Consider the following 19,144-nt stretch of genomic DNA (forward strand, 5'->3'; position numbering starts at 1 on the left):
CACTCGCCAAGGATTCTCCGGAATGTTGTCGCGCGTACCCGTTGTCTCACTGTCTTTCGCCGCGCTGCTTTCGGCCGGCTCCGCATCGGCCCTGGAACTGCAGCTCCCGCCTCCGGGCGAGGACGTCGTCGGCCAGGTCCAGGTGATCAAGGCCAAGTACGAGGACACTTTCGCCGACCTCGGCGAGCAGTACAACCTGGGCTACAGCGAAATGGTCGCCGCCAACCCCGGTGTCGATCCCTGGCTGCCGGGCGTCGGCACCGAGGTGATCATCCCTACCCGCTTCGTGCTGCCGCCTGGCCCGCGCGAAGGCGTGGTGATCAACCTGGCCGAATACCGCCTGTACTACTACCCGAAAGGGCAGAACGTGGTGCACACCTATCCGCTGGGCATCGGCCGCGAGGGCTGGGGTTCGCCGATCGCGAACACCCGCATCACCGCCAAGACCAAGGACCCGGCCTGGTATCCGCCGGCCTCGATCCGCGCCGAGCACGCCGCCGATGGCGATCCGCTGCCGACCGTGGTGCCGCCGGGCCCGGACAATCCGCTGGGGCCGTACAAGCTGACCCTGGGCGTGCCGGGCTACCTGATCCATGGTTCGAACAAGAAGTTCGGCATCGGCACCCGCACCAGCCATGGCTGCTTCCGCATGTACAACGCCGACGTGACCCACCTGTTCTCGATGATCAGCGTCGGCACCAGCGTGCGTATCATCAACGAGCCCTACAAGTTCGGCGTGAGCAACGGCAAGGTCTACCTGGAGGCGCATACGCCGCTGAACGACCATGGCGACCCGTCGGTGGTGGACAAGCACACCGCGGTGATCAACACCCTGCTCAAGCGCGACGACCTGGCCAAGCGTATCCAGTTGAACTGGGACGTGGTCCGCGAAGTGGTGGCCTCGGAGGATGGCGTGCCGGTGGAAATCGCCCAGGAATCGGCGCCGGCGATGACCGCGACGGTGGATAGCGATCCTACCCAGCTTACGCCCTGACGGAGAGCGTCGAGGCAGAGGCCCGCGTACCCGCAAGGGACGCGGGTTTTTTCATGCCCGGCGAAACGCAGGCATAAAAAAACCGGCCCCGAGGGACCGGTTTTCAACAGGTCGTGAGACCTATTACTTGCGGCTGGCTTTTTCCAGCATGCGCAGGGCACGCTCGTTAGCCTCGTCAGCGGTCTGCTGAGCTTTCTGAGCAGCGCCCAGAGCTTCGTCAGCCTTGCGATAGGCTTCGTCAGCGCGAGCCTGAGCACGAGCAGCTGCGTCTTCGGTAGCGGTCAGACGAGCTTCGGTTTCTTTGGAGTGGCTGCTGCAACCGGTGGCCAGAACAGCAGCCAGAGCCAGAGCAGAGAATTTCAGAACGTTGTTCATCGTGTTCCCCTTAAGGTGGACATTTCCATAACAGCAATCTCCCCAGCCGGGGAAATTAGCCGGCTACATACTACCCATTACTTGTAGTAAGTAAACTGACCAAGCGCAAGCCGAGCAACTTTTTTTTTAGTCCCCCCGACTTTAGCAGTAGTTGGAGTGTCGTTTGTTCAAAAAATATCCAGCGTGCGGCGCAAGTAAGCAATTTCCCGGACCTTGGGTAGAGTTGCTGCAAGAGGCGGGGGATGAGGGCTGCCGGGTTGTCGAGAATGTTCCGCCGGAGTGGCTGGCGCTTATCGACTTGGCGGGGAGTGGCAAGTAACAACTAAGTTGCCAGCATGTTGCCGGAAATGCCGTAAGTATTGGTGCGGAAATGAAAAAGGCCCGGCTAACTTGATTAGCCGGGCCTTCTTGCGATCTGGCGGTGAGGGAGGGATTCGAACCCTCGATACGGTTTCCCGTATACACACTTTCCAGGCGTGCTCCTTCAACCACTCGGACACCTCACCAGGTTCTCGACAGCGCCGTGTCTGTCGAGGCGCGCAATTTACTCGAACATTTCCCGCTTGGCAAATATTTTTTTAACTTTTTCATCGGCTTAGGTCGTCGGAGGAAAGTCCGCGGGGTGCCTTGGTAGACTGCCGGGCACGAAGAGGAGAGGCGGATGGCGAGCTGGGACATTTTCTGTAGCGTGGTCGACAACTATGGCGACATCGGCGTCACCTGGCGCCTGGCTCGCCAACTGGCCGCCGAGCACGGTCAGGCCGTGCGCCTGTGGGTGGACGAGCCGCAGGCCTTCGCCCGGATCTGTCCGCGGGCGGACCCGGCGGCGCACGTGCAGTGCCTGGATGGGGTCGAAGTGCGTGCCTGGGGCCGACCGTGGGCACCGGTGGCGGCCGCCGATGTGGTGATAGAGGCCTTCGCCTGCGAACTGCCGGAGGCGCACCGGCAGGCCATGCGCGAGCGCAAGCGGCCGTCCCTGTGGCTGAACCTGGAGTACCTGAGTGCCGAGGAATGGATCGGCAGTTGCCACGCATTGCCGTCGCTGCAGGCGTGCGGGCTTTCCAAGTACTTCTTCTTTCCCGGGTTCCGCGAGCCCAGTGGCGGCCTGTTGCGCGAGGCCGGCCTGCTGGAACGTCGGCGCCGTTTCCAGGCCTCCGTCTCGGAGCAGGATGAGTTTCTCGCCTCCCTCGGCGTGCGGCGGAAGGTTGGCGAGCGACTGATTTCGCTGTTTGCCTACGAAAACCCGGCGCTGCCTGGCTGGCTGGAACAACTGCGCGACGCCCGCCAGCCGAGCCTGCTGCTGGTGCCGGAAGGGCGGGTGCTGGCGGATGTCGCCGATTGGCTGCGGGTGGCTACCCTGGCCGTCGGGGACGTCCACGTGCGCGACGCGTTGCGGGTCCAGGTGCTGCCGTTCATGGCGCAGGACGACTACGATCGCCTGTTGTGGTGCTGCGACCTGAACGCGGTGCGCGGCGAGGATTCCTTCGTTCGCGCGCAGTGGGCGGGACGGCCGCTGCTCTGGCACATCTATAGACAGGAAGAGGAGGCGCACCTGGCGAAGCTCGAGGCATTCCTCGAACTCTATTGCGCCGGCCTGCCCGCCGACCTGGCGGAAAACCTGCGCACCTTCTGGCTGGCGTGGAACGCCGGCGGTGGACTTGCCGGGGCCTGGGAGGGGCTGGAGAGGCAACTGCCCGAGTGGCGTCGGGAAGCGCAGCGCTGGGCCGACGAACAGGGCATGCGTCCGGATCTTGCGGCAAGGCTGGTGCAATTTTACGCAGATTGGCTATGATACGCGGCCTGATTTTTTGTCTTTCATCCATCGGATATTCGTATGAAAACCGCTCAAGAGTTCCGCGCCGGCCAGGTTGCCAACATCAATGGCGCTCCCTGGGTCATCCAGAAGGCCGAGTTCAACAAGTCCGGCCGTAACGCTGCCGTCGTCAAGATGAAGCTGAAGAACCTGCTGACCGGCGCCGGTACCGAGACCGTGTTCAAGGCCGACGACAAGCTGGAGCCGATCATCCTCGATCGCAAGGAAGTGACCTACTCCTACTTCGCCGACCCGCTGTACGTCTTCATGGACAGCGAGTTCAACCAGTACGAGATCGAGAAAGACGATCTGGAAGGCGTGCTGACCTTCATCGAAGACGGCATGACCGACATCTGCGAAGCCGTGTTCTACAACGACAAGGTGATCTCGGTAGAGCTGCCGACCACCATCGTTCGCCAGATCGCCTACACCGAGCCGGCCGTCCGCGGCGACACCTCGGGCAAGGTGATGAAGACCGCGCGCCTGAACAACGGCGCCGAGCTGCAGGTTTCCGCGTTCTGCGAAATCGGCGACTCGATCGAGATCGATACCCGCACCGGCGAGTACAAGTCCCGCGTCAAGGCCTGATCCTTTCGTGCGACGAGAAAAAGCCCGGCATTCGCCGGGCTTTTTCGTTTCCGCTGTCCGCCGCCGCGGCGCGGAGAGTCGGAAGCTTCAGACCGACACGTTCAGGCGTACGTCGATATTGCCGCGGGTAGCGTTGGAGTAGGGGCAGACCTGGTGGGCGGCGGCTACCAGCGCTTCGGCGGCTTCGCGCTCCAGGCCCGGCAGGTTGATGTGCAGTTCGACCTCCAGGCCGAAGCCGCCGGGAATCTGGCCGATGCCGACCTTGCCGGTTATCGAGGCGTCGGCGGGAAGGGTCTGCTTGCGCTGGCCGGCAACGAACTTCAGGGCTCCGATGAAGCAGGCGGAGTAGCCGGCGGCGAACAGTTGTTCCGGGTTGGTGGCCGCGCCGCCCTGGCCGCCCAGTTCGCGCGGAGTGCTGAGTTTCACGTCGAGCACGCCGTCCGAGGATACCGCACGGCCGTCACGGCCTCCGGTGGCGGTTGCGGTTGCGGTGTAGAGAGCCTTGATGGTTTGCATGAGAGTCACCTGTCTGATTTGTACGTTAAGTTCTTGCGCGCTAAGTAAGTGCGTGAAGTGAAATTTATCGTCATGTTATTTTGTGCGCAAGATAAATCGTTGGAAGATTTGGCGATAAAAACCAGACAGGTAGGTATAAGCCCCTCAATCCGGTGCTTGCAGGTTACCGCGCAGGGCCAGCAGCTCATCCTTTAGGGCGACCAGTTGTGGCAAGTCGAGGCCGGTACTCTCCAGGATGCAGGCGGGAATGCTCTCGGCCTGTCGCTGCAGGGCGCGGCCCTTGTCGGTCAGGCGCAGCAGGACTACCCGCTCGTCTTCGCTGCTGCGAGTGCGGGTAATCAGACCTTCGCCCTCCAGGCGCTTGAGCAGAGGCGTGAGCGATCCCGGGTCGGTAAGCATGCGTGCGCTGATTTCGCCCACGGTCAGGCCGTCGCGTTCCCACAGCACCAGCATGGCGATGTACTGCGGATAGGTGAGGCCGAGCGCTTGCAGCAGGGGCTTGTAGACCTTGGTCATCTGCAGCGAGGTGGAATACAGGGCGAAGCACAGCTGGTTGTCCAGCTTGAGCTGCTCGCAAGGGGTGGTGGGCAGTCGGGACATGGCTGTCTTCCAAGTAAGTAGGGCACTGTGCATGAATTTAGCGTAGTGGCTATTGGCTTTCCAGGTTTCCCGCCGGGTGGTGTCCTCAGCGCTCGCCGAGACGCTGCTGCAGGGCCTGGTCCCAGGGCGGCGGAAAGCCGAAGCGCTCGCGGAGGAAAGCCAGCAGCAGACGGGTTCGCGAACTGGCTTCGCGTTCCAGGCGCAGGGCATAGATGCAGGTGGGCTCGGCGGCGGGCAAGCCGTCGTCGCAGAACAGCGCCTGCAGTTCGCCGCGCAGCAGGTACTCGCTGCACAACCAGGTCGGCAGGTGGGCGATGCCGAGGCCGGCCAGCGCCGCGTCGACCATCGCTTCGGCGTTATTGGTGGCCAGCCGCGCCCGTTTCGGCCGCAGGTGCTGGAGCTTGCCGTCGTGCTGGAAGCGCCAGGCATAGGGTGGCGACAGGTTGTCCCAATCGATGCCGGCATGCTCCGGCAGTTCGCCGGGGGATGCGGGAACGCCATGTTCGCGCAGGTACTCCGGGCTGGCGCAGACCACCCGCACCATCGGCGCCAGCGAAGTGGCCACCAGGCGGCTGTCGGGCAGCGGGCCGGCGCGCAACACCAGGTCGACCTCGCCGAGATGTTCGCCCTGCAGGTCGATGAAGCTGCCGATCAGGCGCAATTGCACGTCGAGGCCGGGGTTGGCCTTGAGGAAGTCGGCGACCGCCGGGGCCAGGTGGCGGCGGCCGAAGGGCACCGGCGCATCGATACGGATCAGGCCCTGCGGCGCGGTGCTCAGGGACACCGCTTCGGCACGGGCCAGGCGCAGTTCGGTGACGATCCGCCGGGCGCGGTCGGCGAAGGCCAGGCCGGCCGGAGTAGCGCGCACCGCATGGGTGGTGCGCACCAGCAGAGTGCTGCCGACGGCGCGTTCCAGGGCGTCCATCCGGCGCGCCACGGCGGACGGGGTGAGCGGGTGCTTGCGCGCAGCGGCGGAGAAGCTGCCGCCATCGAGGACATCGAGGTAGAGAACGAACTGTTCGCTGAGGGTATCGGGCAACATGCTCATGCCTTTGCGTAATTGGCATAGCCATTGTGCTTTCTTGTGCGTTTCCCATCCAGCCACGCTTGCCTAGCATGGAGGCGTCGAAAGAGGGGCTGACATGCTGGATGTATTTCTCGATTTCCTGCTGGGGATGGTGCTCGGTTGCCTGGGCGGTCTGTTCGGGATAGGCGGCGGCTTGCTGGCGATCCCGGCGCTGGGGGTGATCTTCGGTCTCGACCAGCAACTGGCGCAGGGTACCGCGCTGGTGATGGTGGTACCGAACGTGGTGCTGGCGTTGTGGCGCTACCACCAGCGCAACCGCATCGATCCGCGCCAGGCCGGAGTCCTTGCCCTGACCGGCCTGCTTTGCGCGTTCCTGGCGTCCAGCGTGGCCGCGCGGATCGATGCGGCGCGGATGCGCGAAGCGTTCGTGATCTTCCTCCTGGCGCTGGCCGGCTACATGTTCTGGCGCCTGTTCCGGCGCCCGCCGCAGGGCGGCGCGACGCCGCGCTACGGTTTGCCCTGGATGGGCGTGCTGGGCCTTGGCGCGGGCTCGCTCGGCGGGCTTTTCGGGGTCGGTGGCGGGGTGCTGGCGACACCGGTGCTGACTTCGGTGTTCGGCCTCGCCCAGGTCGTCGCCCAGGGCCTCGCGCTGGCCCTGGCCGCGCCGAGCACGGCGGTGGCGCTGGGGACCTACGCCATGCACGGCCATGTCGACTGGCGGATGGGGATCCCCCTGGCGCTGGGCGGCCTGCTGAGCATTTCCTGGGGCGTGAGGCTGGCCCACGCCTTGCCCGAGCGCAGCCTGCGCATGGCCTTCTGCGCCTTCCTCGCATTGTGCGCGGTGCTCCTGCTGGTGCGCGGTTGAGTCAGAGACGGAAGCCCTCGCCGATGTATTCGGCGAGCTTCTCGGTGACCGGTGACTGGCTGTGCGGGTTGCGCATCAGCATGATGCTGGCCGAGGGCAGGGCGGGCAGGCCCTCGCTCTCGTCGAGGATGCGCAGGTTGCCGGTGAGCAGGCTGCGCAGTTGCACGGTCACGGCGAGGCCGGCGCTGACCACCGCGAACAGCGCCGACAGGCTGGGGCTGCTGTAGGCGATGCGGTAGTCCAGTTCCGCCGCCTCCAGGGCGTTGCAGGCCCAGGCCCGGCAAAAGCAGGTGGTGTTGAACATGGCCAGCGGGATCGGCCGCTGGTCGTGGGGGCAGAAGCCCTCGGCGGCCATCCAGACGAAGGGCTCCTGGCGCAGCAACTGGCCGATCTCGGTGCCCGGCTCGCGGGTGACGATGGACAGGTCGAGGTCGTTGCGCGCCAGCAGGTTGAGCGAGGTGTCGCAATGCACCTCGACCTGCACCAGCGGATAGGCTTCGGCGAAGCGCGACAGGATCGCCGGGAGGAAGCGCATCACGTAGTCGTCCGGGGTGCCGATGCGCACCGAGCCGACCATGTGCGGGCGGCGCAGGGTGTTGAACACCTCGCCGTGCAGCTTGAGGATCCGCCGGGCATAGCCGAGCAGCACCTGGCCTTCGGCGGTGAGGCGGGTCTGCCTTCCGTCGCGCTCGAACAGCGAGCGCTGCAGGACGTCCTCTTCGAGCCGCTTCATCTGCATGCTGACCGCCGACTGGGTGCGATTCACCGCCTCCGCGGCGCGGGTGAAACCACCGTGCTCGGCGATGGCGACGAAGGTGCGGAGCAATTCCGTATCGATGCCGGGCTGGTAGCTCATTCATCAATCTCCAAGATGCATTGCATAAGAATGATTCGTTGGATTGATCCTATGCCTGGCGGGACACTGTGCCTATCCCGAACGGAGGGCAAGACGATGAAAGGTCAACAGGATTATTTCGGCAGTCACTTCCACGCTGCATCCCATCCCGCCTCGACCGCTGCGCCGTCGTTGTGGCGTCGCTGGCGGCGCTGGTTGCAGTTGGCCCGCGAGCGCCGGGAACTGCTGAGGATGAGCGACGAAGCGCTGAAGGACCTCGGCCTGAGTCGGGCGGATATCTTCCAGGAGGGCGAGCGGCATTTCTGGGACGACCCGCTGCGTCGGCATTGAGCGAACCGCAGCGGCGCGCCAGGCTGGCACGGCGGCGGAGGCGCGATAGACTCGCAGTCTCCTTCATCGACTGGGGCGCTCCATGAGTCTTTCGCTTTCCCTCGCCGAAGCCCGCCGCCTGGCCCTGGCCGCGCAGGGCTTCGACGGTCGGCGGACGCGCCGCAGCGTGCAGCGGCGGCATCTGCGCGAAATGCTCGCGCGCCTTGGCCTGTTGCAGATCGATTCGGTGAATGCGCTGGTGCGCTCGCACTACCTGCCGCTGTTTTCCCGTCTCGGTCCCTACTCCATGACGCTGCTCGACGAGGCGGCCTGGAGTGTCGGCCGTCACCGCCAGTTGTTCGAATACTGGGGGCACGAGGCCTCGCTGCTGCCGCTGGAACACTACCCGTTGATGCGCTGGCGGATGCGCCAGGCCGCCGACGGCCAGGGCATCTACCAGCAACTGGCACGTTTCGGCCGGGAACAGCAGCCACTGATCCGCCAGGTGTTGCAGGCGGTGCGCGAGCAAGGTGCGCTAGGTGCCGGCAGCCTGAGCACGCGGCAGGAGCGGGCCGGTCCCTGGTGGGACTGGAGCGCGGAAAAGCATGCGCTGGAATGGCTGTTCGCCGCCGGCGAGCTGACGGTGGCCGGACGGCGCGGCTTCGAGCGGCTCTATGACCTGCCGGAGCGGGTGTTTCCCGCGGAATTGCTGGCGCGCCCCGAGCTTTCGGAGGCACAGGCCCAGCGCGAGCTGTTGCGGATGGCGGCGAGCGCCCTGGGCGTGGCCACCGAAAAGGACCTGCGCGACTACTATCGGCTGAGCCCGGCGCAGAGCCGCGCGCGCCTCGCCGAACTGGTGGAGGCTGGCGAGCTGCTGCCGGTCCGGGTCGAGGGCTGGAGCCAGCCGGCCTACTGCCCCGGCGAACCGCAGGTGCCGCGGCGGCTAGGCGCCAGTGCCTTGCTCTCGCCCTTCGACTCGTTGGTCTGGGAGCGGGCGCGGGCCGAGCGCCTGTTCGATTTCCGCTATCGCCTGGAGATCTACACGCCGAAGGAAAAACGCGTGTACGGCTACTACGTGCTGCCATTCCTGTACAACGGCCGTCTGGTCGGCCGCGTCGACCTCCGCGCCGAGCGGGCGCGCGAGCGCCTGGTGGTGCATGCGTTGCATGCCGAGGCGAACGGCATGGACGATGCCGCCCTGCACGAGCTGGCCGAGCAGCTGCGCAGCATGGCCGCCTGGCTGGGCCTGGCGACGGTGGCGATCGAGGGGCGCGGGGAGTTGGCGGTACGCTTGCGCGGGGTGCTGCTCTAGCGAGCGCTCCCGCCGGGCGGCGGGAGCGGCCGCGGCGCGCTCAGCGGCGCACCTGCTTCAGGGTTTCGGCGATCAGGAAGGCCAGCTCCAGCGACTGGTCGGCGTTCAGCCGCGGGTCGCAGTGGGTGTGGTAGCGGTCGCTGAGGCCGTCTTCGGTGATCGGTCGCGAACCGCCGATGCACTCGGTGACGTTCTGCCCGGTCATCTCGATGTGGATGCCGCCGGCGTAGCTGCCTTCGGCCTGGTGCACCTCGAAGAACTGGCGGACTTCGGCGAGCACGCGGGCGAAGTCGCGGGTCTTGTAGCCGCTGGAGGCCTTGATGGTATTGCCGTGCATAGGATCGGAACTCCACAGCACCTGGCGGCCCTCGCGCTGGATGGCCTGGATCAGGCGCGGCAGGTGGTCGCCGACCTTGTCGGCACCCATCCGCACGATCAGGTTGAGGCGGCCCGGATCGTTGTCCGGGTTGAGAATATCGATCAGGCGGATCAGCTCCTCGCTGTCCATGCTCGGCCCGACCTTGACCCCGATCGGATTGCCCACGCCGCGCAGCATCTCGACATGAGCGCCGTCGATCTGGCGGGTGCGGTCGCCGATCCAGAGCATGTGCGCCGAGCAGTCGTACCACTCGCCGGTCAGGCTGTCGCGGCGGGTCAGGGCTTCCTCGTAGTTCAGCAGGAGCGCTTCGTGGGCGGTGAAGAAGCTGGTTTCGCGGAGCTGCGGCGCACTGTCCAGGCCGCAGGCGCGCATGAAGGCGAGGGTCTCGTCGATGCGGTCGGCGAGTTGCTGGTAGCGCTCGGCCAGCGCCGAGTTGGCGATGAAATCGAGGTTCCAGCGGTGCACCTGGTGCAGGTCGGCGAAGCCGCCCTGGGCGAAGGCGCGCAACAGGTTGAGGCTGGCGGTGGACTGGTGGTAGGCCTGCAACAGGCGCTCCGGGTCCGGCACGCGGCTCTTCTCGTCGAAGCCGATGCCGTTGACGATGTCGCCGCGATAGGCGGGCAGGGTCACGCCGTTCTGCGTTTCGTCGCCGGAGGAGCGCGGCTTGGCGAACTGGCCGGCCATGCGCCCGACCTTCACTACCGGGCAGCCGGCGGCGAAGGTCATTACCACCGCCATCTGCAACAGTACCTTGAAGGTATCGCGGATCTTCGCCGCGGAAAATTCGGCGAAGCTTTCCGCGCAATCCCCGCCCTGGAGCAAGAAGGCGCGTCCGGCGGTGACTTCGGCGAACTGCCGGCGCAGCTCGCGAGCCTCGCCGGCGAAGACCAGCGGCGGGTATCCGGCGAGGGTCTGCTCGACCCTGGCCAGGTGCGCGGCATCGGGGTACTCGGGTTGTTGCTGGATCGGCTTGGCCCTCCAGCTCTCGGGGCTCCAGGACTGGCTCATCTACGACTCTTGGCAATGCTCGGGAAAGCGGATTGCGGCATGGTAGAGCAGCTCGCCGCAGCGCCGCCAGCGATCGTTGCAATAGCGGAAATCCATCGTCGGGCCGGCTTTGCTATGCTGCGGTGCTTTTGCCGGAGCGCCTGGCGATAGCCGGCGAAGCGGCGGGGGGAGGTGAGTGGTGAGCGAAGAACGTCTGCTGGTCGAGGAGCGCGACGAATACGGGGTCATCCGGGTCATCGAGTCCGGCGACTATCGCTTCCTCGAGTTCGGCGACGGTGTCGAGCAGAGCTGCGTGTTCATGCCCGATCCAGCCTGGCTGGAATACGACTACACCCGCGCCATGCTGCTCGGCGGGCTCTGCCATTCGCAACCGCGTCGCGCGTTGTTCCTCGGTTTCGGCGCCGGCAGCCTGACCCAGGCCTGCCTGCGCCACCTGCCGCTGGAGGAGGCCGAGGCCATCGAGCTGCGCCCGGCGATTCCGCGCCTGGCCCGCGAGCATCTGGGGCTGCGCGACGACCCGCGCCTGCGATTGCGCATCGGCGACGCACTGGAGAGCCTGGGCGAATGCGCGGAGGCCGACCTGATCTTCCTCGACCTCTATACCGATACCGGCCCGTCGGCCGCGCACCTGGCCTGGAATTTCCTCGGTGCCTGCCAGGAGCGCCTCGCCGAGGATGGCTGGCTGGTGATCAACCAGTGGAGCGGCACCGATGGCAAGCCGCTGGGCGCGCCGCTGCTGCGCGGGCGCTATCACCATCATTACTGGGAGTGTCCGGTGGCCGAGGGCAACGTGGTGATGCTGGTGCCGGCGAACCTGGCCCTCGAACTCGACCAGGAAGCCCTGCGGACGCGTGCCGCGGCGCTGGAGCCGCAACTCGGCTATTCGTTGCAGGGCTATATCGACAGCCTGCGCCCGGCCCAGTAGCCAGGGCGCGCGGACAAGGGCCCGGCTAGCGTCCTTCGAAGCGTCCCGGGCGGCGTTCCTGGAGAGCGCGCAGGCCTTCCTTGGCGTCCTCGCTGTCGAGCAGGCGCCTGGCGGCTTCCGGCAACGCAGCGGCGGCGACCGCTTCGCCTTCCAGCAGGGCCTGGCGCGCCGAGCCGAGGGTGGCGCGCACGCCCAGCGGCGCCTGGGCCGCGACCCGTTCGGCGAGGGCGATGGCGTGGTCGAGGAGGTCCTCCGGGGCGGTGACTTCCTGCACCAGGCCGAGACGATAGGCTTCGTGGGCGTCGAATTCGTCGCCGGTGAGCAGCCAGCGCATGGCGTTGCCCCAGCCGGCGACCTGGTGCATGCGCAGTGTCGCGCCACCGAACGGGAGGATTCCGCGCTGCACTTCGAGCTGGGCGAAGCGCGCGTTGCTGGCGCAGAGGTTGATGTCGGCCGCCAGCATCAGTTCGATGCCGATGGTGTAGCAGTAGCCTTGCACGGCCACCACCAGCGGCTTGCTTGGACGCCGGCCGCCGAAGGTGCCCCAGGGATCGACGGCGCCTTCGGGGAGTTTCCAGCCCTGGCGGAAGGTCTCGCCGACATTGGCCAGGTCCAGCCCGGCGGTGAAATGCTCGCCGTGGGCGAAGAGCAGGGCACAGCGCAACTGGTCGTCGGCCTCGTATTCGCCGAGCGCGGCGACCAGGTCGTCGAGCATCGGCAGGTCGAAGGCGTTGCGCTTGGCCACGCGGTCGAGGCCGAGCAGCAGCAGGTGGCCGCGCCGTTCGCGGCTGATGCGTCCTGGGAGGGTGTCGTTCATGCGGCGGTTTCCTGGCGGGGGGCGGGCAACGTCGGTATAGACGTCTGGAATCGGGATGTCCATTGTCAGTCTCTCCGATGACGCATGTCGGAAAAAACGCACACAAACGTCAAAATTCCGGTATGATGCGCGCCGGTCAAAACTGACCCCGTTCAGGACCTGCATTTTTCGGAGCGCTGTGCTCTGGCTGTGTATCCGCTCTGCGGATTTCCTTTACGTAATCTTCTAATTCAAAAGCAATCTCGCAAATCCCCGCCCCAGCTGCCTGGGTGGCCGTTTCGGCCGTACAGGGCATGAGCAGCCATGGGTCATGGGTCTTTGCGGATGTATACGAGGCAAACCCATGACTCAGGAAACCGTCGGCTTCGCCGCGCTCGGTATTCACCCCAATGTGCTCGCGGCAATCGTCGCCGTAGGCTACGAAGAGCCTTCGCCTATCCAGGCTCAATCGATTCCGCTGATCCTCGAAGGCCACGACATGATCGGCCAGGCGCAGACCGGTACCGGCAAGACCGCCGCGTTCGCCCTGCCGCTGCTGTCGCGCATCGACCCGAGCCGCCGCGAGCCGCAGATGCTGGTGCTGGTGCCGACCCGCGAGCTGGCCCTGCAGGTCGCCACCGCCTGCGAAACCTATTCCAAGCAATTGCCGGGCGTCGGCGTGGTCGCCGTCTACGGCGGCGCGCCCATGGGGCCGCAGCTGAAGGCCCTGCGCCAGGGCGCACAGATCCTCGTCGCTACCCCCGGCCGCCTGTGCGACCACCTGCGCCGCGACGAGAAGCTGCTGGCCACCGTCCAGCGCCTGGTGCTCGACGAAGCCGACGAGATGCTCAAGCTCGGCTTCATGGACGACCTGGAAGTGATCTTCGAGGCGCTTCCCGAATCGCGCCAGACCGTGCTCTTCTCGGCGACCCTGCCGGCGTCCATCCGTGGCATCGCCGAGCGCCACCTGAAGCAGCCCAAGCACGTCAAGATCGCCGCCAAGACCCAGACCGTGGCGCGCATCGAGCAGGTCCACCTGATGGTCCATGCCGACCAGAAGGCCGGTTCGATCCAGCGTCTGCTGGAAGTCGAGCAGTTCGACGCGCTGATCGCCTTCGTCCGCACCAAGCAGGCCACCCTCGACTACGCCGAATTGCTCGAGCGCCAGGGCTACCGCGCCGCCGCGCTCAACGGCGACATGCCGCAGGCCCAGCGCGAGCGGGTCATCGAGTCGCTGAAGGACGGTTCGCTGGACATCGTCATCGCCACCGACGTTGCCGCCCGGGGCCTGGACGTACCGCGCATCACCCACGTGCTGAACATCGACATGCCCTACGACCCCGAGTCCTACGTGCACCGCATCGGCCGTACCGGCCGTGCCGGCCGGGAAGGGCGCGCGCTGTTGCTGGTGACTCCGCGCGAGCGGCGCATGCTGCAGGTGATCGAGCGGGTCACCGGGCAGAAGGTCGGCGAAGTCCGCCTGCCGGATGCCGAGACCGTGCTGGAGGCCCGCCTGGCGCGCCTGGCCGCGAGCCTGACGCCCTTGCTCGACAGCGCCGTCGAGCAGCGCGGCGCGGTGCGCGACGAGCTGTGCCGTCGCCTCGGCTGCGATGCCGAGACCCTGGCCGCCGCATTGCTGGCACGCCTGACCGCCGGCAAGGCGCTGGACCTGGAGTCGGTGCGCCGCGAACAGCCGCTGACCCCATCGGCACCGCGCGAGCGTGCCGACCGTGGCGAACGCGGCGAGCGTCCGGAGCGCAGCGGCGAGCGTCGTCCGATGGCGCCGCCGAGCGAAGGCCGTGCCCGCTGCCGCACTGCCCTCGGCGCGCGCGACGGGGTTGCGGCGAAGAACCTGCTGGGCGCGATCCTCAACGAGGGCGGCCTGTCCCGCGAGGACATCGGTCGCATCCAGATTCGCGATACCTTCAGCCTGATCGAGCTGCCCGAGGCCAATCTCGAGCGCCTGCTGACCAAGCTCAAGGACACCCGCGTCGCCGGCAAGGCCCTGCGCCTGCGCCGCTATCGCGAGGACTGAGGTCCAGCGCGATGAACAAAAGCCCCGCTTCGGCGGGGCTTTTTCATGGGCTTGATGTTTGTTGGCCAGACTGTTTTTCGCGCCTGCCCCGGCTTCTCGTTTCGTCACCCCGGGCGAGCCCCTCTGGCAAGCGTCTAAAGGAAACAAAGGACTCGCCCAGCCGCCAGGGCAGGCACCACGTCGTGCATGTCAGACCTGCACATACCGAGGCCCTGATCCGCCGCCTATCCATGACATCGCGGATAACGCCTATGGCGTTATTCGCGCTACAGGACTATGTCGCTCGCGATTTCCTGGCTGCCAGCCGAGTCCACCCAGCTTGCGGCGGGAAGCCGATGCTCTCCGCCAGTCCCCCGAGAAACCCTGTCAATCGAAGCGATAGATATCCATCCCCAACGAGCCCAGGGTAAAGCCGCTGTGCTCGACGCGCATCCCGCCGCCGCCCGCGCCGCGGGCGAAGAACAGTGGCAGCAGGTGCTCGTCGCTGGGGTGGTTGCGCGCCGCCCAGGGCGCCTGCCGGCGGTAGTCGTGAAGCGCGGCCTCGTCGTCGGCCTGGAGCTTTTCCACCATCCAGTCACGGAACTCCCGCGCCCAGGGCGCGATGGCTTCCGGCCCGGCGCGCCAGTCCAGTTCGCCCAGGTTGTGGGTGATGCTGCCGGAACCGATCAGCAGCACGCCTTCCCCGCGCAGTTGGCGCAGGGCCTGGCCGACGCGGCTCTGCAGGGCCGGACCGAGGCGGCTCGGCAGGGACAGCTGGAGCACCGGGATGTCCGCCTGCGGGTACATCAGGCTCAGCGGCACCCAGGTGCCGTGGTCGAATGGTCGCTGTGGGTCGGCCTGGGCCGGCAGGCCGGCGGCCTGGAGCAGTTCGATCGTCCGCTGTGCCAGCGCCGGCTCGCCTTTGGCCGGGTAGCGCACGGCGTAGAGGGGCGGCGGAAAGCCGTAGAAGTCGTGCCAGATATCCGGCACCGCGGCGCCGGTTACCCGCAGGTCGTCGCTTTCCCAGTGCGCGGAAACCACCAGGATCGCCTTCGGCCGCGGCAGCTCTGTAGCCAGGCGGCGCAGTTGTACGCCGCTGGCGCCCGGTTCGAGGGCGAGCATCGGTGAGCCGTGGGAAATATAGAGAGTCGGTAGCATGATTCACCTCGTGACTCGGATGAGCCATGTTCCTCCCTCGATCAATCGAAAACCAGTATATGTTTTTGAGGATACCTATCGACCCAGGCGTTAGGTCGCGGTCTCGCGCGCTACGCCGGTTGGGCTTTCCGCCCAGTAGCGCCGATCGTCGAGGATCGCCCGGTCACGCTCGAACGCCAGGGGCAGGCGTTCCCTGAGGAAGTCCACCCAGGTGCGGATCTTGGCGTCCAGGTAGCGCCTCGAGGAGTACAACACGAACACCTCGCGGACATGCAGTCGATGGCCCGGCAGTAGCCGCAACAGGCTGCCTTCCTGCAGCGCGCGGGCGGCGACGAAGCCGGGCAGCAGGCAGACGCCGAGCCCGGCCGCGGCGGCGGCGCAGGCGGCCTCGGGAAGGTTGACCTTGAGCGCCTCGTCGAGATCGAGCAGCGTTTCGCCGCGTTCGCCGACGAAGGCCCAGCCCTGCGGGCAGGACGGCGCGGCCACGTTCAGGCAGCGATGCCGCAGCAGGTCCTCCGGCGTGCGTGGCACGCCATGCCGTGCCAGGTATTCCGGCGCGGCACAGACCACGCTGAACACCTGGCCGAGATCGCGGGCGACCAGGGTCGAGTCCGGCAAGGTTCGGCCGAGGGTGATCAGCACGTCCAGGCCTTCCTCGAGCAGGGCCGGGGTGCCCTGGGCCAGCGTGAGGTCGACGGAGACGTCCGGATGGCCGTCCAGGTAGTCCACCAGTAGCGGCATCAGGTGCTCGAGGCCCAGTTCGGTCACCGCGTGGAGGCGCAGGCGACCGCTGGCGTGGGACTGGCTGTCTTCGACGTCCGCCGCGGCGGCGGCGACCGTGCGTAGGATCTGCTTGCAATGCTCGTAGTAGCGCAGACCGCTTTCCGTCACCACGACGCTGCGCGTATTGCGTTGCAGCAGGCGCGCCGAGAGCGCCTGTTCGAGCCCGGCGACCTGGCGCGAAACGGTCGCCGGAGAGGTCCCCAGCGCCTGGGCGGCCTGGGTGAAGCTGCCGTGCTCCACCACGCGGACGAAGGTCCGGATACCTTGCAGCAGGTCCATTTCCAACTCCTTCGCCGGTCCGCGCCCGGCGCCGTCTCAGCCCGACGCCGGGTCGGACGTTGGGCTCCAGCCGCCGCCCAGCGCCTTGTAGAGGTTGACCAGGGTCAGCGACACCGCTTCGTCGCTGGCGACCTGCTGTTCCTGGTTGTCCAGCAGTTGCCGCTGGCTGTCGAGCACGCTGAGGAAGTCCACCGCGCCGGCGCGGTATTGCTCGCGGGCGCTCTGCAGGGCGCGGCGGTTCTGCGCCACGGCTTCGCCGAGGCGCTCCTGGCGGCGCTGGTTGGCGGCGTAGTCGTGCATCGCGTCGTCGACTTCCTGCCAGGCACGCAGCACGGTGCGCTGGTAGTCGATGGCGGCTTCCTGCTGCTGTGCCTCACGTAGCTCCAGGCGTCCGCGCAGGCGTCCGCCTTCGAAGATCGGCAGGCTGAACGCCGGGCCGATGGCGAACTGGCGATGGTCCCAGTCGCCCAGGCTGGACAGTTGCAGGGATTCGAAACCGAAGTTGCCGTTGAGCGTGATGCGCGGATAGAAGTCCGCCTTGGCCACGCCGATGCTGGCGGTAGCCGCGTGCAGGCGCGCTTCGGCACGGCGGATGTCGGGGCGGCGCTGGGCCAGTTCGGACGGCAGGCCGACCGGCACGCTGCCCGGCGGACGCGGAATCGCCCGCGCCGGGCCGAGTTCGGCGAGCAGGCTGCCGGGGCTGGCGCCGACCAGGTAGCCGAGGGCGTTGACCAGGTGCGCCTGGTTCTTTTCCACCTCGGGCAGGCGTGCCTCCATGCTGGCCACCTGGGCCAGCGCCTGGGCTACCTCGAGGTCGGTAGCGACGCCGTTGGCCAGGCGCGTGCGGGTGAGTTCCAGGCTGCGCCGTGCAGTCTCGAGGTTGTCGCGGATGATCGCCGCACGGTTCTGTTCGCCACGCAACTGGATATAGTCGCGCGCGGCTTCCGCCAGCACCGAGACCTGCACGTCGCGCAGTTCGTTCTCGCTGGCTTCCACCGTCGCGTCGGCGGCTTCCAGCTCGCGTCGCACGCGGCCCCAGAAGTCCAGCTCCCAGGAGGCGTCGAAGCCGGCCAGGGCGTGGTTGTAGTTGCCTTTGCCGGCCTTGCCGGAGGGATCGAACAGGCCGGCGCTGGTGGTCCGCTGGCGCTGGTAGGTGCCGCTGGCGTCCACCGAGGGCAGGGCGTCACCGCCGAGGCTGCGACGGATCGCGCGGCTCTGCTGCAGGCGCGCCGCGGCGCTGCGCAGGTCGAGGTTGGCACGCTGGACCCGTTGCAGCAGGGCGTTCAATTGCGCGTCGTCGAACAGCGTCCACCATTGGGCTGCGAGCGGCGCGGCGGCGAGGTGGCTGGGGTTGCCGGCAGCGGCCTGGAGCGACCATTCGCCGGGCGCAGGGCGGTCCGGGCGGGTGAAGTCGGGGCCGAGGCTGCAGGCGCCGAGCGCCAGGCTGGCAATAAGCAGGAGCGGAGTGCCTTTCATTGCTGGGCGACCTCGGCGGAGCGGGTGCCGGTCGCGGTGTCGATCCGTGCTTCCACCGACATGCCCACACGCAACTTGCCCGCCATGGCCTGGCGCGGCTCGAGAACGATCTTCACCGGGATCCGCTGGACCACCTTGGTGAAGTTGCCGGTGGCGTTGTCCGGGGCGATCGGCGCGAAGCTCAGGCCGGTGGCCGGTGCGATGCTGTCGACATGGCCGCGCAGAACCTCGCCGGGGAAGGTATCGACGCGGATCTCCACGGCCTGTCCGGGAGAGACGTGGGTCAGTTGGGTTTCCTGGAAATTGCCGACCACGTAGGCCTGCTGCAGTGGCACCACCGCCAGCAGCGCGCTGCCCGGCGTGACATAGGCGCCGACGCGCAGTTGGCGGCGGCCGACCTGGCCGTCGAAGGGCGCGCGGAGTTCGCAGTAGGAGAGGTCCAGTCGGGCCTGGTCGCGTCGCGCCTGCATGCGTTGCAGGTCGCCACGGGCCTGGCCGACGCGGGCTTCGAGGACGCTCACCTGCTTGCGCGTGGCATCCACTGCGGCCTGGCCCTCGGCCAGCCGGGCGCTGGCGGTATCGATCCGCGATTGCGCCTGCTGGGCGTTCTGCAGGCTGCCGGCGCCCTTGCTGGCGAGGGTCTGGTAGCGGCTTTGCTCGTGACGGGCGAAGACCAGCTCGGCCTGCTCGGCGCGGACCTTGGCCCGCGCCTGTTCGATCAGCGCCTGCTGGCGTTGCAGGTTGGCCTCGGCATTGGCCAGGTTGGCCTCGGCACCGAGCACGTCGGCTTCGGCGGCGGCCAGGGCGGTGCGGAAGTCGCGGTCGTCGAGGCGGGCGAGCAACTGGCCGGCCTTGACCGGCTGGTTGTCCTCGACCAGAACGTCCTGGACGAAGCCGGCGACTTTCGGCGCGACCAGGGTGAAATCGGCGTGCACATAGGCGTCGTCGGTGCTCTGCACGACCCGTGGGGCGAGCAGGTGGAACAGCAGGTAGACCAGTAGGGTCAGGACCAGCAGGGCGGCGAGCAGCAGGCTGCCCTTGCGCGAAGTGATGAACGACATACAGCGACCT

Annotated in this window: 19 protein-coding genes and 1 tRNA gene; 8 read left to right on the top strand and 12 right to left on the bottom strand. The window is 67.1% G+C overall.

Features of this window, described 5'->3' with window-relative positions:
- The first annotated feature begins 22 nt into the window (after positions 1-22).
- Complete coding sequence (locus HMPREF3014_RS10725) at positions 23-994, top strand: L,D-transpeptidase family protein (protein WP_003090946.1); 972 nt, start codon at positions 23-25, stop codon at positions 992-994.
- A gap of 123 nt (positions 995-1,117) precedes the next feature.
- Here HMPREF3014_RS10725 and oprI read toward each other — a convergent pair whose 3' ends face one another.
- Positions 1,118-1,369, bottom strand: coding sequence for an outer membrane lipoprotei OprI (gene oprI / locus HMPREF3014_RS10730; RefSeq protein ID WP_003090944.1), 252 nt, complete (start codon positions 1,367-1,369; stop codon positions 1,118-1,120).
- A 416-nt stretch (positions 1,370-1,785) separates the two neighbouring features.
- Positions 1,786-1,875: transfer RNA gene (locus tag HMPREF3014_RS10735), tRNA-Ser, on the bottom strand.
- 155 nt (positions 1,876-2,030) lie between these two features.
- Between HMPREF3014_RS10735 and earP the strand changes: the two genes are divergently transcribed.
- The gene (earP, locus tag HMPREF3014_RS10740; RefSeq protein ID WP_012613924.1) at positions 2,031-3,161 is read left to right on the top strand and encodes an elongation factor P maturation arginine rhamnosyltransferase EarP; all 1,131 of its coding nucleotides are present in this window, start codon (positions 2,031-2,033) and stop codon (positions 3,159-3,161) included.
- Between the two features lie 42 nt (positions 3,162-3,203).
- Positions 3,204-3,770: an elongation factor P gene (efp, locus tag HMPREF3014_RS10745; protein ID WP_003090942.1), complete on the top strand. Its 567-nt coding sequence runs from the start codon at positions 3,204-3,206 to the stop codon at positions 3,768-3,770.
- A gap of 87 nt (positions 3,771-3,857) precedes the next feature.
- Here the strand turns inward: efp and ohrR (HMPREF3014_RS10750) are convergent, their stop codons facing one another.
- The 3 genes from ohrR (HMPREF3014_RS10750) to HMPREF3014_RS10760 all read right to left on the bottom strand — a co-directional run bounded on the left by ohrR (HMPREF3014_RS10750) (position 3,858) and on the right by HMPREF3014_RS10760 (position 5,928).
- Positions 3,858-4,286, bottom strand: a complete 429-nt coding sequence (gene ohrR, locus HMPREF3014_RS10750; protein WP_003104171.1) for an organic hydroperoxide resistance protein OhrR — start codon at positions 4,284-4,286, stop codon at positions 3,858-3,860.
- A 144-nt stretch (positions 4,287-4,430) separates the two neighbouring features.
- Positions 4,431-4,886, bottom strand: a complete 456-nt coding sequence (gene ohrR / locus HMPREF3014_RS10755) for a hydroperoxide stress response transcriptional regulator OhrR (RefSeq protein ID WP_003090940.1) — start codon at positions 4,884-4,886, stop codon at positions 4,431-4,433.
- 85 nt (positions 4,887-4,971) lie between these two features.
- Positions 4,972-5,928, bottom strand: a complete 957-nt coding sequence (locus tag HMPREF3014_RS10760; protein WP_003104167.1) for a LysR family transcriptional regulator — start codon at positions 5,926-5,928, stop codon at positions 4,972-4,974.
- Positions 5,929-6,028: 100 nt separating this feature from the next.
- Here HMPREF3014_RS10760 and HMPREF3014_RS10765 point away from each other — a divergent pair, with 100 nt between their 5' ends.
- On the top strand, positions 6,029-6,778 hold the full coding sequence (locus HMPREF3014_RS10765) for a sulfite exporter TauE/SafE family protein (protein ID WP_003114755.1): 750 nt from the start codon (positions 6,029-6,031) through the stop codon (positions 6,776-6,778).
- A 1-nt stretch (position 6,779) separates the two neighbouring features.
- On the opposite strand, the gene HMPREF3014_RS10770 is transcribed toward HMPREF3014_RS10765, so the two are convergent.
- Positions 6,780-7,634, bottom strand: coding sequence for a LysR substrate-binding domain-containing protein (locus HMPREF3014_RS10770; RefSeq protein ID WP_003090936.1), 855 nt, complete (start codon positions 7,632-7,634; stop codon positions 6,780-6,782).
- Positions 7,635-7,730: 96 nt separating this feature from the next.
- Between HMPREF3014_RS10770 and HMPREF3014_RS10775 the strand changes: the two genes are divergently transcribed.
- On the top strand, positions 7,731-7,964 hold the full coding sequence (locus tag HMPREF3014_RS10775; protein WP_003104163.1) for a DUF1127 domain-containing protein: 234 nt from the start codon (positions 7,731-7,733) through the stop codon (positions 7,962-7,964).
- An 82-nt stretch (positions 7,965-8,046) separates the two neighbouring features.
- Positions 8,047-9,255 carry a winged helix-turn-helix domain-containing protein gene (locus HMPREF3014_RS10780; protein WP_003114757.1) on the top strand — a complete coding sequence of 403 codons (1,209 nt, stop codon included), beginning with the start codon at positions 8,047-8,049 and terminating at the stop codon, positions 9,253-9,255.
- A 40-nt stretch (positions 9,256-9,295) separates the two neighbouring features.
- Here HMPREF3014_RS10780 and HMPREF3014_RS10785 read toward each other — a convergent pair whose 3' ends face one another.
- Positions 9,296-10,642 (bottom strand): class II 3-deoxy-7-phosphoheptulonate synthase, encoded by a 1,347-nt coding sequence (locus HMPREF3014_RS10785; protein WP_003104160.1) that lies wholly within the window; start codon positions 10,640-10,642, stop codon positions 9,296-9,298.
- A gap of 175 nt (positions 10,643-10,817) precedes the next feature.
- On the opposite strand from HMPREF3014_RS10785, the gene HMPREF3014_RS10790 reads away from it, so the two are divergent.
- Positions 10,818-11,567: a spermidine synthase gene (locus tag HMPREF3014_RS10790; RefSeq protein WP_003119872.1), complete on the top strand. Its 750-nt coding sequence runs from the start codon at positions 10,818-10,820 to the stop codon at positions 11,565-11,567.
- A gap of 25 nt (positions 11,568-11,592) precedes the next feature.
- On the opposite strand, the gene HMPREF3014_RS10795 is transcribed toward HMPREF3014_RS10790, so the two are convergent.
- On the bottom strand, positions 11,593-12,384 hold the full coding sequence (locus tag HMPREF3014_RS10795) for a crotonase/enoyl-CoA hydratase family protein (protein WP_003104155.1): 792 nt from the start codon (positions 12,382-12,384) through the stop codon (positions 11,593-11,595).
- Positions 12,385-12,694: 310 nt separating this feature from the next.
- Between HMPREF3014_RS10795 and HMPREF3014_RS10800 the strand changes: the two genes are divergently transcribed.
- Entirely contained in the window at positions 12,695-14,398 is a 1,704-nt protein-coding gene (locus HMPREF3014_RS10800) for a DEAD/DEAH box helicase (protein WP_003119873.1), read from the top strand.
- A gap of 366 nt (positions 14,399-14,764) precedes the next feature.
- On the opposite strand, the gene HMPREF3014_RS10805 is transcribed toward HMPREF3014_RS10800, so the two are convergent.
- The 4 genes from HMPREF3014_RS10805 to HMPREF3014_RS10820 all read right to left on the bottom strand — a co-directional run bounded on the left by HMPREF3014_RS10805 (position 14,765) and on the right by HMPREF3014_RS10820 (position 19,134).
- Positions 14,765-15,535, bottom strand: a complete 771-nt coding sequence (locus tag HMPREF3014_RS10805) for a DODA-type extradiol aromatic ring-opening family dioxygenase (RefSeq protein WP_003106098.1) — start codon at positions 15,533-15,535, stop codon at positions 14,765-14,767.
- 90 nt (positions 15,536-15,625) lie between these two features.
- Entirely contained in the window at positions 15,626-16,597 is a 972-nt protein-coding gene (locus HMPREF3014_RS10810) for a LysR family transcriptional regulator (RefSeq protein WP_003106096.1), read from the bottom strand.
- Positions 16,598-16,633: 36 nt separating this feature from the next.
- Positions 16,634-18,073 carry an efflux transporter outer membrane subunit gene (locus tag HMPREF3014_RS10815; RefSeq protein ID WP_003106094.1) on the bottom strand — a complete coding sequence of 480 codons (1,440 nt, stop codon included), beginning with the start codon at positions 18,071-18,073 and terminating at the stop codon, positions 16,634-16,636.
- The gene (locus HMPREF3014_RS10820) at positions 18,070-19,134 is read right to left on the bottom strand and encodes an HlyD family secretion protein (RefSeq protein ID WP_003114760.1); all 1,065 of its coding nucleotides are present in this window, start codon (positions 19,132-19,134) and stop codon (positions 18,070-18,072) included. The genes HMPREF3014_RS10815 and HMPREF3014_RS10820 overlap by 4 nt, the downstream gene beginning before the upstream one ends.
- Positions 19,135-19,144: the final 10 nt, after the last annotated feature.

Source organism: Pseudomonas sp. HMSC065H01 (assembly GCF_001815235.1).
Classification (GTDB): domain Bacteria; phylum Pseudomonadota; class Gammaproteobacteria; order Pseudomonadales; family Pseudomonadaceae; genus Pseudomonas; species Pseudomonas aeruginosa.